Source organism: Thiocystis violacea (assembly GCF_016583565.1).
Taxonomy (GTDB): domain Bacteria; phylum Pseudomonadota; class Gammaproteobacteria; order Chromatiales; family Chromatiaceae; genus Thiorhodococcus; species Thiorhodococcus violaceus_A.
Window position 1 is genome coordinate 1 of record NZ_NRRF01000052.1, and the last position, 14,398, is coordinate 14,398.

Annotated in this window: 10 protein-coding genes; 9 read left to right on the plus strand and 1 reads right to left on the minus strand. The window is 64.0% G+C overall.

The window, feature by feature from the left end; genetic code table 11:
- The first annotated feature begins 216 nt into the window (after positions 1-216).
- From CKO23_RS17730 to ppk2, 9 genes are all read left to right on the plus strand, one after another.
- Complete coding sequence (locus CKO23_RS17730; protein ID WP_200333157.1) at positions 217-1,020, plus strand: NYN domain-containing protein; 804 nt, start codon at positions 217-219, stop codon at positions 1,018-1,020.
- Positions 1,021-1,418: 398 nt separating this feature from the next.
- Complete coding sequence (locus CKO23_RS17735; protein ID WP_200333158.1) at positions 1,419-2,450, plus strand: DNA-binding protein; 1,032 nt, start codon at positions 1,419-1,421, stop codon at positions 2,448-2,450.
- Between the two features lie 263 nt (positions 2,451-2,713).
- Positions 2,714-3,523, plus strand: a complete 810-nt coding sequence (locus tag CKO23_RS17740) for a transglutaminase-like domain-containing protein (RefSeq protein ID WP_200333159.1) — start codon at positions 2,714-2,716, stop codon at positions 3,521-3,523.
- Positions 3,520-4,347, plus strand: coding sequence for an N-formylglutamate amidohydrolase (locus tag CKO23_RS17745; RefSeq protein ID WP_242482534.1), 828 nt, complete (start codon positions 3,520-3,522; stop codon positions 4,345-4,347). The genes CKO23_RS17740 and CKO23_RS17745 overlap by 4 nt, the downstream gene beginning before the upstream one ends.
- 263 nt (positions 4,348-4,610) lie before the next feature.
- Positions 4,611-5,759, plus strand: coding sequence for a carboxynorspermidine decarboxylase (gene nspC, locus CKO23_RS17750; RefSeq protein WP_242482535.1), 1,149 nt, complete (start codon positions 4,611-4,613; stop codon positions 5,757-5,759).
- A 15-nt stretch (positions 5,760-5,774) separates the two neighbouring features.
- The gene (locus CKO23_RS17755) at positions 5,775-7,112 is read left to right on the plus strand and encodes a saccharopine dehydrogenase family protein (protein ID WP_200333160.1); all 1,338 of its coding nucleotides are present in this window, start codon (positions 5,775-5,777) and stop codon (positions 7,110-7,112) included.
- A 408-nt stretch (positions 7,113-7,520) separates the two neighbouring features.
- Positions 7,521-9,773 carry an arginine/lysine/ornithine decarboxylase gene (locus tag CKO23_RS17760; protein ID WP_200333161.1) on the plus strand — a complete coding sequence of 751 codons (2,253 nt, stop codon included), beginning with the start codon at positions 7,521-7,523 and terminating at the stop codon, positions 9,771-9,773.
- A 119-nt stretch (positions 9,774-9,892) separates the two neighbouring features.
- The gene (locus CKO23_RS17765) at positions 9,893-11,548 is read left to right on the plus strand and encodes a c-type cytochrome (protein ID WP_200333162.1); all 1,656 of its coding nucleotides are present in this window, start codon (positions 9,893-9,895) and stop codon (positions 11,546-11,548) included.
- Positions 11,549-11,869: 321 nt separating this feature from the next.
- A complete protein-coding gene (gene ppk2 / locus CKO23_RS17770) occupies positions 11,870-12,790 on the plus strand; it encodes a polyphosphate kinase 2 (protein WP_200333163.1) in 921 nt (306 codons plus the stop codon).
- A 120-nt stretch (positions 12,791-12,910) separates the two neighbouring features.
- Here the strand turns inward: ppk2 and CKO23_RS17775 are convergent, their stop codons facing one another.
- A complete protein-coding gene (locus CKO23_RS17775) occupies positions 12,911-14,191 on the minus strand; it encodes a glycerophosphodiester phosphodiesterase family protein (protein ID WP_200333164.1) in 1,281 nt (426 codons plus the stop codon).
- Between the last annotated feature and the right edge of the window lie 207 nt (positions 14,192-14,398).

Consider the following 14,398-nt stretch of genomic DNA (forward strand, 5'->3'; position numbering starts at 1 on the left):
GGGTGTCAGACATGGAATCAACCAAAAGAGCCAGGGCGTTGGGGTCACCATACTCCAAGGTCGGTTGCCTCCGCGACGATTTGCGCCGCCGCTGTCAGCGTCCATCTCAAGACCGGGATCGACCAGCGGGCGTCGATCGACTGATATCATTCGACAGGTGCCGCCTGGCTCGGCCCTTGCGTTGATCGTCAGACCGCTACTCAGAGGTGCCAGACCATGGAGAACGCGATCCCCTTGCACGCCGCTTCGCTCCTGGATGAAGGCCCGCTGGACGTGCCCGCCGCCCAATCATTGGAGCACCTGGTGCGTGTTGCACTCTATGTCGACGCGGACAACCAGTCGTCGCAGAGCGCGGGGGCGCTCATCGATCTGCTGCACAAGGGGTTGGGGGCTCGCCTCGCCAGCGCAACGATCGCTGGCAACGCCAATGGGCGCGTCTGTGCCGGTTGGGCTGACGCGCTGCGCGAGCAGATTCCGGACCTTCCGATCAAGTCGCTTGTGGTGCCTTGCCGCAAAGACGCAGCGGACGCTGCCTTGATCTTGGCCTTGGGGGCCGATCTTGCCGAGCACCTGCGGGCTGATACCCGTGTGGTCTTGGTGTCGCGCGACGCGCTCTTGCATGCCGCGGCCGCACAGGTCAAATCCGCCGGGTGCCAGGTCTTCATTGCCTACGCCGACTGCGAGAGACCAACCGCCCGTCACCCCACGCTTACGACCTTGCTGCTCCCGGCCCTCTCGACCTCCGCGGCAACACCCGAGCGCTTGCCGGTGGCCGCCGTTGCGCCGCGGGCAGCGCTATCCAAGGGCGCGTCGGAACCGGTGCTGGACGTCGCGAACCTTGTTGCCCAAGTCCGCTCCCTGTGCAAACAGCGGCCTGGGGGTGGATACAGCCCGACCGATGTCGGTCAAGCCCTGTCGAATCTGGGTTACAAGACACCGAAAGACCGCAAACGCGTGATCGCGACCTTTCCGGGGCTGCGCGAACAGGGTACCCATCCGAACAAGGTCCTCTTGTTCTGAATCAGCTGGCAGGACACCCGGCACAGACCAGATCGTAGGCCCAAGGGCTGGGCCAGCGGATCGCGTCGACCGCCAGCCGGATACGCCGCCTCACGTCGGCGCGGCCGTCACCCATCAATCTCCACGTCGGCCAAGCCCTGGGCGCCTCTGGCTCCAGTCAGCGCGCACATCCCCGCAGCCACGCACCTGCCGATCCTCTTCAGAGGCCCGCACGAGATTCGCGTGTGCCTTGAACCTCGATTAGTTACGAGAATGGGGCTTATCGTAACTCAATAGGATGAGATGCTGTTTTTTAGTATGATTACTAGTGTATATACGATGGTGTTTTTCACTCAACAAACTCGCCGAGCCCCGTGCGAATCGGCTTCGACGGCACCCAAGCAACAGGAACGACCGCCATGAGCAATACCCGCGCACTCGCCAAAGAGGCCGCCTTCAAGCTGTTGCAGAGCGGACAACGCCCGACGGCCGACCGGGTGCGGGCCGCGATCGGGCAGGGCGCCCAGCAAACCATCCTGGGAGCACTCGATGAGTTCTGGCGGGAGATCGGCGAGCGATTGAGCGAACCCCGGCTACCGGACCCGCTCGTCGAGCCGGTGATGTCCTTGTGGTCGCAGGCTGTGGGCGCAGCCGCTGCGCAGTGGCAGACCGAGCGAACGGGGTTCGAAGAGCGCCTCGCTGCACTTGAGAGCCGCGCGCAGACGCTGGCGCAGCATCTGCGTGAGGAAACGGATGCAAGGGAGCAGGCCGAGACGCGCGTCGCAAGCGCGGACACGCTGATCGAGGAGTTGCAGCACGCACGCGCCGAACAAACGGCGGTTCAGCAGGCGCTGCGGACAGAGGTGGAGCGCCTCACCAGCGAGGCGATCCAGACACGGCAATCGCTCGACGCCGAGCGCGATGCCCGCGAGCGCGATCAGGCCGCATGGATGCAACAAATCGATGCGGCACGCCAAGCTACGAAAACGGCCCTGGCCGAACGCGAGACGCTGGCCAAGCAGCTCCATGAACTTCGGGAAACGACGGTTCGTCAGAGCCTGCTGCTGGCGCAGGCCGATGAGCGGGTGAAGGAGCTGGGAGCAACGCTCGAGGTCCGAACGCGGGAGTGCAGTATTGCGCAGACACAGGCCTCGACAGCGGCGCGAGAAGCCGAGCGCCTGGACAGCCAGCTGCAACGTGCCGTTGCCGTCCTTGAGGAGCACAAGGCGCAGATCCAGTCGAGCGAAGACAGGTCGCGAGCGGTTGCCGAACGCCTTGCCGCGCTCCAATTGGAGCGCGAGGGTCTGCTGGCAGAGAATCGGACGTTACGCGATGAACTCGGCGTGCTGCGTGCCCGGCGCGAAGAGTTTGAGACATCCGTCCAGCGAGCGCTGGGACAGCTGCGGCAACGTGAACAAACGGAGCAACCAGAAGATGAACGCGCGGGTTAGCAAAGCGCCGCGGATCTCGTGACAGGTGACAGGGCGCCCAAATTCCAGCAGAGTCAGCGCCACCCGGAATGCCAGGGACGCCAGTGGCGTCTATCTTACTTTACATAATATACATTATGCGCAATTCTGGAGACGACCTAGGAGATGCGCTTCTAGGATCGGGTTCCCGTGCCGAAGCCGCCTTGTACCGGGTAAAATCGGCCGGATGTAATCGGGTTGAGCTCGCCCATTAAGCCAGATGGCTTCGCCCCAGGAGTTGAACGATGCAGATTCGGCTTGGCTACGAGCTGGTCTACGCCTGCGCCCAGCGCACACCCTTGATTCTGACCCTCAACGTGCACTACAGCCGGGTGTCCGACCTGGTGATGCCGGATCATATCCTGACCCAGCCCGCGGTCCCGATCACCGGCTACCGAGACGGGTTCGGCAACTGGTGCAGCCGGCTCGTGGCGCCGCCGGGGGATATCCGCATCACCACGGACACGACCATCAACGACAGCGGTCTCGCGGATACGATCGATCCAACGGCCATGCAGCACGCCGTCGAGGATCTGCCGAGCGAGACCCTGGTCTACCTCCAGGGAAGCCGCTATTGCGAAACCGATCGGCTCTCCGAAACGGCCTGGTCGCTGTTCGGGCACACTCCCCTTGGCTGGCCGCGCGTGCAGGCGATCAGCGACTTCGTGCATCATCACATCGCCTTCGGATACCACTACGCCCGCGCCACCAAGACCGCGTTCGAGGTCTTCCATGAGCGCACCGGGGTCTGCCGTGACTACACCCACCTCGCGATCGCCTTCTGCCGCTGCATGAATATCCCGGCACGCTACTGCACCGGATATCTCGGCGACATTGGGGTTCCACCCGTGCCCGACCCCATGGATTTCTCCGCCTGGCTGGAGGTGTACCTCGGCGGGCGCTGGCACACCCTGGATCCGCGCAACCACATCCCTCGCATCGGACGGGTGCTGATCGCCCAGGGCCGCGATGCCGCGGATGTGCCGCTCAGCAACGCCTTCGGTCCGACCACACTGAAGGGATTCCGGGTGTGGGCGGATGAGGTGAGACCATGAGGGACATGACCGGCTTGCCGGACGTCGCCGGCAAGCCGAATTGGGACGCCTGGTCGCTGCCGGGACCGCTGCAGGCGGATCAGCCCGCCCTGCTCGACCCCGACGAGCCGCCGCCCTTCGAAGTGATCAACCCGCGGGGAGCGGCGAACGCCTTGCTGGTCTGCGACCACGCCTCCAACCGCCTCCCCCGGCGCCTCGCCGACCTCGGGCTCACGGACGACCAGTTACGCCAGCACATCGCCTGGGATCCGGGCGCCGCCGCCGTCGCGCGCGGGCTGGCGGCGCGACTCGATGCGACGCTCATCCTCAGCTGCTACTCACGCCTGGCGATCGACCTCAATCGCCCCCTGGAGAGTCCCGAGCTGATCGCCACGCAGAGCGCCGGGATCCCGATCCCCGGCAACCAAGGGCTGTCAGCGCGGGACCGCGCGGCGCGAATCACCGCCCTCTTCCTGCCCTATCACCGCGCGATCGCGCACTGGCTCGACGCACACCCCGACCCCGCCTTGCGTCTGCTCAGTGTGCACAGCTTCACCCCGCGGTTGGCTGGCCAATCGCGCCCCTGGCACCTTGGCCTTGCCTACGGGCGCGACGCTCGGCTCGCCGGGCAACTGGGGCGGATCCTCACCCAGGAGGCGGATCTGTGCCTCGGCGACAATGAGCCCTATCGGATCGAGGACCACCTGGATTTCACCCTGCCCACGCATGGCGAGGGCCGCGGCATCCCCCATGTCATGATCGAGATCCGCCAGGACGGGCTCGAAACACCCACTCAGATCGACGCCTGGGTGGAGCGATTGGCGCTCGCCCATGCACACATCTGAGTGGCGATCTCCGACGCTCGCCATGAGCGGATCTCGCCCAAGCCGGGCAGGATTCACACAACCGTCAAAATCCGCCGTTAGATTGATGCGGGCTGCCCTCAGTGGCCGGCCGAGCCGGCATCTGAATCGCAGTGATCGGATGGGCAAGGAACCGCGATTTTGCTTTCCAAGCCACTGTTTTCAAAAATGATATTGTCGAGGTGCGCCGGTCTCGACCCAAACGCGCATGACACGGCGTTTTGGCAGCTTTCCAGGACGGATCGATGGTAGACTTCGCGCCCGCCGAACTCCTGACTGAAAGACTCATGAACGACCTGCCGACCCCCTATTACCTGATCGACGAGACCAGACTGCAGAAGAACCTCCAGATCATCCAGCGGGTGCGAGAGATCTCGGGCGCCAAATCGGTCCTCGCGCTCAAGTGCTTCTCGACCTGGTGCGTCTTCGACCTGATGCGGCAATACCTGGATGGCACCACCAGCAGCTCATTGTTCGAGGCCCGATTGGGATACGAGGAATTCGGCAAGGAAGTCCACGCTTACAGCGTCGGATTCTCCAGGGACGACGTCAAGGCGGTGCGGGAGTTCGCCGACAAGATCATCTTCAATTCGATCTCCCAGTTGCAGCTGCATTACCCCACTGTACAGGGCGCCAACCTCGGGTTGCGCGTCAATCCTGGAATCAGCCATTCGCATTTCGATCTCGCCGATCCCGCGCGCCGCTATTCACGGCTGGGTGTTGCCGACAAGGGCGCGCTCGCGGAGGCGTCCGCCGTGCTCAAGGGACTCATGTTCCATTTCAATTGCGAGAACGACGAGGTCGACAGCCTGGTCCGATCACTCGACGTCATCGGCCGCGACTACGGGGATCTGCTCCGCAAGATGGAATGGGTGAGTCTCGGCGGAGGTCTGTCGTTCACGAAGGACGGCTATCCGCTCGACCGCTTCTGTTCCGCGTTGCGGGCCTTCGGTCAGCAATTCGACGTCCAGATCTATCTGGAGCCCGGCGAGGCCGCCATCACCCACACCACCGAGCTGGTCACGACCGTGATCGACATGGTGCACAACGAGGTCGATATCGCGATCATCGATGCCTCGCTCGAAGCGCACATGCTGGACCACCTGGTGTATCGAACCACCCCCGCGATCGCCTCGCCTGGGGTGGGCGAGCATCCCGTGATGATCGCGGGGCGTACCTGTCTGGCGGGTGACGTTTTTGGCGAGTTCCGACTGGCGGAGCCCTTGCGGATCGGCAGCGAGGTGCGCATCGCGGATGCCGGCGGCTACACCATGGTCAAGGCCAATTGGTTCAATGGCGTCGCCATGCCTTCGATCGTCGTCCGCCGTTTGGATGGGACGGTCGAGCGGATCCGTTCCTTCGGATACGATGATTTCAAACGAAGCCTTTCCTGACTGAAAAGAGAGACTATGAAGAAGAACGTACTCATCATTGGCGCCGGAGGCGTTGCGCACGTCGCCGCCCACAAGGCCGCGATGCATAACGACCTGCTGGGCGATATCTGCATCGCATCGCGGACCCTCTCGAAATGCGAGCAGATCATCGAGAGCATCGAACGCAAAGGCCACGTCAAGGATCCGGCGCGCAAGCTCTACGCGCGCCAGTTGGACGCACTGGACATCCCCTCGACCGTCGCGCTGATCAAGGAGACCAACTCCGAAATCGTCATCAATCTGGGCTCGGCCTTCCTCAACATGTCGATCCTGGAGGCCTGCATCGAGACCGGCGTCGCCTACATCGACACCGCGATCCATGAGGACCCGGACAAGGTCTGCGAGACGCCGCCGTGGTATGCCAACTATGAGTGGAAGCGCAAGGATCGCTGCACCGAAAAGGGTGTCACGGCCATCCTGGGCGCGGGATTCGATCCGGGCGTGGTCAACGCCTACTGCGCCCTGGCGGCCAAGCGTTATTTCGACAAGATCGAGACCATCGACATCCTCGACGTGAATGCCGGCAGTCACGGCAAGTATTTCGCGACCAATTTCGATCCAGAGATCAATTTCCGCGAGTTCGTCAAGGTCTGGACCTGGATCGACCGCGAATGGAAGGAGTATCCGACCCATTCGGTCAAGCGCGTCTACGACTTCCCCGTCGTCGGCGAATGCCCGGTCTATCTGAACGGGCACGACGAGCTGCATTCGCTGTCGAAGAACATCGATGCCGACAGCATCCGTTTCTGGATGGGCTTCGGCGATCACTACATCAACGTCTTCACCGTGCTGCGCACCCTGGGCTTCCTCGACCACCTGCCCGTGACCCTCGCCACCGGTCAGGAAGTGGTCCCGCTCAAGGTGGTCAAGGCGCTGCTGCCCGATCCCATGACGCTGGCCCCCGGCTACACCGGCAACACCTGCATCGGCAACGTCGTCAAGGGCTGGAAGGACGGCAAGCGCCGGGAGGTCTTCATCTATCAGGTCTCCGACCACAAGGCCGCCTATGAGGAGGTCGAGTCGCAGGGCATCAGCTACACCGCGGGCGTGCCACCGGTTGCCGCGGCCATGCTGGTCGCCGACGGCACCTGGGACGCCAAGACCATGGTCAACGTCGAGGAGCTGGATCCCGAGCCCTTCATCGCCATCCTCGACAAGATCGGTCTGCCGACCGAGGTCAAGGAGATCGAACCCGGCGATGCCTCGTTCGACGGCACGGTGCGCGATCTGGAGCAGGAGTTGGCCGAGTCGACCGCAACCGTCACCGTGTCCGCGGCCAATCCGATGATTGCCGTCGCGCCAAAACCGCGTTGAGTCTCACCAGCTGCCCGCGCGCGGGCAGCGCCTCTCGCGCGATCATGATGTCGATCATCCCGTCGTTGCGCCAGGCGTCTTCCGTGGGGTGGACAGGCGCGGCGCGGTCCACCAACGACGACGCGCGATTCGGTGGGCTTCGCTCCCGCTCATCCACCCGACCGGTCCAACGGATGACCAAGGCCGCGCCGCTCGTTGCCGACTCCCGCGGCTCGATCAGGGGGCCAGCCCCGCATTCCCAGCCGACTTTGGGCTCATCCCATCTCGCCTTAGGAACTGTCCATCAATTGCTTCCCACTTTTCTGGTCACGAAGCTGGAGCTTCGTGACCAGGCTCGAATCGGGACGTAGAAGATGGACAGTTCCTTAGTCTGCCGTTCCGGCTCTTTTCATTCCTCAGGAGTACGCGATGCGTTTCCGCTTCCCAGTCGTCATCATCGACGAGGACTTCCGCTCCGAGAACGCGAGCGGTTTTGGCATTCGCGCCCTCGCCAAGGCGCTCGAGAGCGAGGGGCTGGAAGTGCTTGGCGTCACCAGCTATGGCGACCTGACCTCCTTCGCTCAGCAACAGAGCCGTGCCTCCTGCTTCATCCTCTCCATCGACGACGAGGAGTTCGGCGCCGGCTCGCCGGAGGAGATCCAGGAGGCACTCTCGACACTGCGCGCCTTCGTCAAGGAGGTTCGCGTCCGTAACGAGGACATCCCGATCTTCCTCTACGGCGAGACGCGCACCTCGCGCCACATCCCGAACGACGTGCTGAAGGAGCTGCACGGCTTCATCCATATGTTCGAGGACACACCCGAGTTCATCGCACGCTATGTCGTGCGCGAGTCCAGGGTCTATCTCGACAGTCTGGCGCCGCCCTTCTTCCGGGCGCTGACCCACTACGCCGCGGACAGCTCCTATTCCTGGCACTGCCCCGGGCACTCGGGCGGCGTGGCCTTCCTCAAGAGCCCGGTCGGGCAGATGTTCCACCAATTCTTCGGCGAGAACATGCTGCGCGCGGATGTCTGCAACGCCGTCGACGAGCTTGGACAGCTGCTCGACCATTCGGGACCGGTGGCCGCCTCCGAACTCAACGCGGCACGCATCTTCAATTGCGACCATCTGTTCTTCGTCACCAACGGCACCTCGACCTCGAACAAGATCGTCTGGCATTCGACGGTCGCGCCGGATGACATCGTGGTGGTGGATCGCAACTGCCACAAGTCGATCCTCCACGCCATCATCATGACCGGCGCCATCCCGGTCTTCCTCATGCCGACGCGCAATCATTACGGCATCATCGGGCCGATCCCGCTCGACGAATTCCGCCCCGAGAACATCCGACGGAAGATCGAGGCCAATCCATTCGCCAAGGGGGCCAAATCCAGACCCCGCGTCTTGACCATCACCCAGAGCACCTACGACGGCGTGCTCTACAACGTCGATACCATCAAGTCGCTGCTCGATGGCGAGATCAATACCCTGCTGTTCGACGAAGCCTGGCTGCCGCACGCGTCCTTTCATGAGTTCTACGTCGGCATGCACGCCATCGGCAAGGATCGGCCGCGCTGCCATGACTCCATGGTGTTCGCCACCCAATCGACGCACAAACTGCTGGCCGGTCTATCCCAGGCCTCTCAGATCCTGGTCCAGGAGTCGGATTCGCGCACCCTGGATCGGAACACCTTCATCGAAGCCTACCTGATGCACTCCTCCACCAGTCCGCAGTACGCCATCATCGCGTCCTGCGACGTCGCCGCCGCCATGATGGAGCCGCCGGGCGGCACCGCCCTGGTGCACGAGTCGATCATGGAGGCGCTCGACTTCCGCCGCGCGATGCGCAAGGTCGACGAGGAATTCGGCGCCGACTGGTGGTTCAAGGTCTGGGGCCCCGACTATCTGGCCGAGGAAGGCATCGGCGATCGCGACGATTGGGTGCTGAAGGCGGACGATCGCTGGCACGGCTTCGGCGATCTGGCCTCTGGCTTCAACATGCTGGACCCCATCAAGGCGACCGTCATCACGCCCGGCTTGGACGTCGACGGCAAATTCGCCGATTCGGGCATCCCCGCGGCCATTGTCACCAAGTATCTGGCCGAGCACGGCATCGTGGTGGAGAAGACCGGTCTCTACTCCTTCTTCATCATGTTCACCATCGGCATCACCAAGGGCCGCTGGAACACCATGGTGACCGAGCTGCAGCAGTTTAAGGACGACTACGACCGCAATCAGCCGCTTTGGCGCGTCCTGCCCGAGTTCATCCAGGCCTATCCCCGCTACGAAAAGATCGGGCTGCGCGACCTCTGCGATCAGATCCACGGCATCTACAAGGCGAACGATGTCGCCCGCCTGACCACCGAGATGTACCTCTCCGACTTCATCCCGGCCATGAAGCCGGCCGTCGCCTTCGCCAGGATGGCGCATCGCGAGATCGACCGAGTGGGTATCGATGACCTGGAAGGCCGCATCACCAGCGTTCTATTGACCCCCTACCCTCCTGGTATCCCGCTTCTGATCCCGGGCGAGCGTTTCAACAGCACCATCGTTCGTTATCTGCAGTTCGCCCGTGTCTTCAACACGCAATTCCCGGGCTTCGAGACCGATATACACGGCTTGGTCAAGGAGAAGGTCAATGGTGAGACCCGCTATTGCGTCGATTGCGTGAAACCCTCGTAAGCGGCGGACGACAGTCTGGAACTGGACAACGCTCGCGCGCATCATGGCACGGCCCGTCCCTGAGCTGGGCTTAGGCGACGCGCCCCTTGAGCCGACTTCTGATAGGAGGAAGCACCTCGATGCCGATCCGCGGAGGCACCCACCGATTCATCCGTCCATCCGCCCTGGCGCTGCTGACAACGTTGTCCGCGGGGGTCCAGGCCGGCCAGAGCGCCGAGCAACTGGCGCACTCAGGCGATCCCGCGCGCGGCATCGAGCCCTGCGCCAACTGTCACCAAGCCAACGGCGGGGGCAGCGAGGAGATTGGCGCGCCTCGGCTGGCGGCGATGGGCGCGCCCTACCTCGCGGCGCAGATCCGTCACTTCAAGAACGGTGACCGCAAGCACTCGATCATGACGCCCTGGGCCGAGTTGCTCACTGATGAGGAGACCAGGGCGCTCAGCGGCTACTACGCGGCCCTGCCGCCAGCGAGCAACGCCCAGGTGCCTGCGGGACTCGATCCCAAGGCGGGTGAAGGGCTGGCCCGCGATGGCGATTGGGATGGGCGCCGCTTGCCGGCCTGCGGGCAATGCCACGGCCCGCTCGGCATCGGCGCCGCAGAGCAGTTCCCGGCGCTGGCGGGACAGCCCTACAACTATCTGATTGGCCAGCTCGCGGCCTGGACCACGGGCAAGCGCAAGGGCGATCCATTGGGCATGATGGGCGCGATCAACGCCAAGATATCCGTGGCCGAATCACAAGCCGCCGCCGCCTTCTACGCATCGCTGCCGGCGACGCGGGCCGCGGCGGCCGCGGTCGAGATGCGCCAGGGCCAAGCCGTGCCGGGGATCGCCGCGCTGTCGGCGCCCACGCCCACACCCGAGTCGCGCGCCAGCCGACACGCCGATCAGGGCGAAGTCCCGTCGGGCCGCGCCCCGGACGCCGCGCGTCATTTCGAGCCACCAGCCCGCGGCGACATGCCGAGCGATGCCTTCGGTGAGATGGTCGCCCTCGGCGAAGCGATCTTTCGCCAAACCGATCGCCATGCGGTCTCCGCCCCTTATGTCGGCAACACCCAAGTCTGCGAGGGCTGTCATCTGGACGCGGGCCGGCTCGCGGACTCGGCACCCATGTGGGCCGCCTGGGTGGCCTATCCCGCGTATCGCAGCAAGAACAAGCGCGTCAACACCCTGATCGAGCGCATTCAGGGCTGCTTCGAATACTCCATGAATGCGCAGGCATCGCGGGCGGGCCATCCGCCGACGGCCGAGAGCCAAACCATGCATGCGCTCTTGAGCTACTTCTATTGGCTCGCCACCGGCGCACCCACGGGCGACAAGACCATGCCGGGGCGGGGTTATCCGACGCTCGCGCGCACCGATGCAGGCTTCGACCCCGCGCGCGGCGTGGCGGTCTACGGCGAGAAGTGCGCCATCTGCCACGGCGCCGATGGCGAGGGCGGCTTCGCCGGTGACCTCATGGTCTTTCCGCCGCTCTGGGGTGCACAGTCCTACAACTGGGGCGCCGGCATGCACAAGATCGACACCGCTGCCGCCTACATCAAGCAGAACATGCCGCTCGGCAATGTCATCGAGCTGACCGCTCAAGATGCCTGGGACGTGGCCGCCTTCATCAACAGCCACGAGCGCCCCCAGGATCCGCGCTTCGACGGCGATCTGGCGCAAACCACCAAGCAATTTCACAACGGCGAGTTCGACTACTACGGCAAGCGCAAAGGCGCCGACGGGCAGCTGTTGGGCACGGCATCCGAAGGTGCAAAACGCTCGAAGCCGTGAGCTGAGAGGCTCATCAAGGCGGCGCGGCGTTGCGCCGCCATCGCCATCAATGCACCTCGCCTTGAAAGATCGACGACGATCAGTCGTCGCCCAGCCGAAAGACCATGCCCTCTAAAGCCCCCCCTAAAGACCATGGCCACCGGAACGCGGGGCGGCCATCGCGCACACCTCGTGACCTCGTGCTGTCCCAAGGCGTCTCCGTGCGCGCCTGACACAAAACCTTAGCAAGCGCGCGGCCGCAGCGGTGCTAGAGTCAAGCCGGCTTCGCGGGCGGGCGCTCTCCCGCGAGTCGCCATCGCCATTGACACTGGGAGCAACCTGATGTGCATCGACGACGGGCATTTCGAAGGCATGGACTGGATCCGGGCGGAGCTCGAAGACACGCTCGACGAGGATTTCGAGCTGGAGATCTCCGAGCCGGCGCTCTCCATGGAGCTGCGCAAGATCTACAAGCGCAAGCATCCGGACACGCTCGACCGCGCGACCTATTTCAGGGCACTGCTGACGCTCCAGGCGGAGCTGATCAAGCTGCAGGACTGGGTCGAGCACAGCGGAGAGAAGGTCGCCGTGATCTTCGAGGGCCGCGACGCCGCCGGCAAGGGCGGCGTCATCAAGCGCATCACCCAACGGCTCAACCCGCGTGTCTGCCGGGTCGTGGCGCTCGGCAAGCCGAGCGATCGCGAGCGCACCCAGTGGTATTTCCAGCGCTATGTCCCGCATCTGCCCGCCGGCGGCGAGATCGTGCTCTTCGACCGCTCCTGGTACAACAGATCCGGCGTCGAGCGGGTCATGGGCTTTGCCACGCCGGACCAGGTCGAGCAGTTCTTCCAGGACGTGCCGGAATTCGAGCGCATGTTGGTGCGCTCCGGCATCCGACTCATCAAGTACTGGTTCTCCATCACGGATGAGGAGCAGCAGCTGCGCTTCCTGATCCGCATCCATGATCCGCTCAAGCAGTGGAAGCTGAGCCCGATGGACTTGCAGTCGCGCGTGCGCTGGGAGGCCTATACCAAGGCCAAGGAGGAGACCTTCGCGCGGACCAACATCCCGGAGGCGCCCTGGTTCGTGGTTGAGGGCAACGACAAGAAGCGCGCCCGCCTCAACTGCATCCACCACCTGCTGGAACAGATCCCCTACGAAGAGGTCCAGCACGAGCCAATCGCCCTCCCCGACCGGATCTTCAACCCGGACTATGAGCGCGAGACCCTGCCGCCCGAGCTGCAGGTTCCGCGACGGTATTGAGCGCGCCAGTCGCCTGGCAGCAGGGGACCAAGCTGAGAACGACCTGAGATCGCTCAACCGAGGGGCATGCGAAGATGCGCATCCTGATGCTGTCCGACGTTCACTCCCCATCCTCGGGGGCTAGAGCCCCATGCAGTTGGCGTAGTAGGTCACGGTCGCCGGCCAGTCGGAGAAGATGCCGAGGATCTTGACCTGGCGGGCCAGGACGTCCAGTGCCTTGTACATGTCGCTATCCGTGCGGATCGCCTTGCCCTCCGGGTCGAACAGGTAGTACCAGCCGGCTTGCGAGGCGCCCTTGCGCAGATCGGCGCGCTCGAAGGTCCAGGTGATGATGTCCAGACCCGCCCTCTTGATGTCGCGCGCGTAGTCGGAGGGAACGACCTCGCCGGCGTCGGTGACGCTGAGCAGCGCCCACATCGGCGGGGCGAAGATCCGAATGCCCCGCCCCCGCAGCTCCTTGAGTGCATCGAGGCTCAACCGCTGGATGGGGGGACTTGCCGTTGGGTCGATGCTGTCCAAATAGACGGCCTGCCTGCCGAACTTCGGATCCTGCGCGATCCAGTAGAGGACATCCTCCTTGTTGAAGGATTGGACCCAGGCGTCGCGCGGGCTCACGCCGGCCGTCTCCAGCTCGTCGATGAACCTCTGTGCATAGGCTTCTTGGCCGCCGAAGATGTCATCGACGCGGTCTTGGTGCGTTGCCCCCTTGAGCTCGGGCGTGTGTTTGACTCCGTTCGCTTGATTGATCGCGATGCTCTCCCTGAAGGTCACCACATGCGCGCGGCCGGTGTAGAGATCGGTCCGCCAATCGGCCGTGCCGCCGAGAAAGCCCTCCGCCGTCCTCGCTGTCGGGTCGCTGGCGTCCATCTTCGCCTCAAGCGTCTTGAACTCGTCCAAGGTCAGATCGCTGGCGCAGCAAACCGGCGACGCCTTGCCGCCCTCCGCGGGAGGCGTCCAGGGCAGGCTGCACTTCGCGTTGAGCTCGGTGGCGACGATGTTGGTCGTGGTCGCCAGATCGCATTCGCTATGGCGGCAGACCAGCTCGCCGTCCGCGGTGAAGGTGACATCGCATTCGACGATACCCGCGCCCATGCGCGCGCCAGCCATGTAGGCCAGGTCCGAATGCTCCGGGAACATCATGGCCGCTCCACGGTGACCGATCGAGAAGTCACTGCGGGAGAAGGGACCCTGCCCGCAGCCCATGAGCCGGTCCTTCAGCCGACTCTCCTCCATCCCCTCGACCAGATAGAAGGGACGCGGACCCAGCTGGATGCTGGCCGCCGAAGGCCGATAGCCAGGACGTCCCCGGTCCGATTCATCGAAGCCGTGCCCGTTCGCGACGGCAACCCCCGTGGCAAGGAGTGCTGCCAGCGTCGTTGCCAACCTGTTCTTGTGCGTCATCGGATACCCCTATGCGTTTGAGTTGCGTCCTTGGGCGCGGAGTCACGCCCAAAACCCACTCTAGTGGCACGGGATGTACGCGCGATGGCCGTTGCGTTGCCTTCTCGTGAAGCGCTCGCAGCCCCCTGCCCCGGCCAGACCGCAGGCGAGCATTGGGAAGGGCGACGCGGATCACAGTTGGACACGCCTGTCATCGAACCTTAACAA